Origin of the sequence: Bacillus sp. SIMBA_074 (genome assembly GCF_046534555.1) — a bacterium.
GTDB classification, from domain to species: Bacteria; Bacillota; Bacilli; order Bacillales; family Bacillaceae_G; genus Bacillus_A; species Bacillus_A mycoides.
In genome coordinates, this window is sequence record NZ_JAWRYM010000279.1 from 1 (window position 1) to 315 (window position 315).

A 315-nucleotide genomic window follows, 5' to 3' on the forward strand; every position below is an offset into this window, starting at 1 on the left:
GGACGCGCCTCGATGCGCTGTCCGATGCCCGCGGCGGACCGTTCGATGGTCGCCACCAGCGCGGCGTCCTGCGCGGAGGCGAGCCAGGCAGGGCGGGCGCTCAAGGTCTCGACGACGATCTCCGCACCGGCGCGGACGGGCCGCAGTGCGGCGAGTGCCCGCATCACCCGCTCCTCGGTGACCGGATCGGTGAAGCGGAGACCGATCTCCGCCTCTGCCCGTGCGGGTATCACGTTGGCGCGGGCGCCACCGGAGATCGTCCCCACATTGCAGAGCACGGGTCCCGGCAAGGCGGGATCCGCGACGATCTCTCGC

1 protein-coding gene is annotated in these 315 nt (G+C 72.7%); it reads right to left on the bottom strand.

All coding sequences use genetic code 11. From position 1 onward, the window contains the following. Positions 1–315: peptidase dimerization domain-containing protein (locus tag SB773_RS30845; RefSeq protein ID WP_410594045.1), on the bottom strand; the 315-nt coding region annotated here is incomplete at both ends.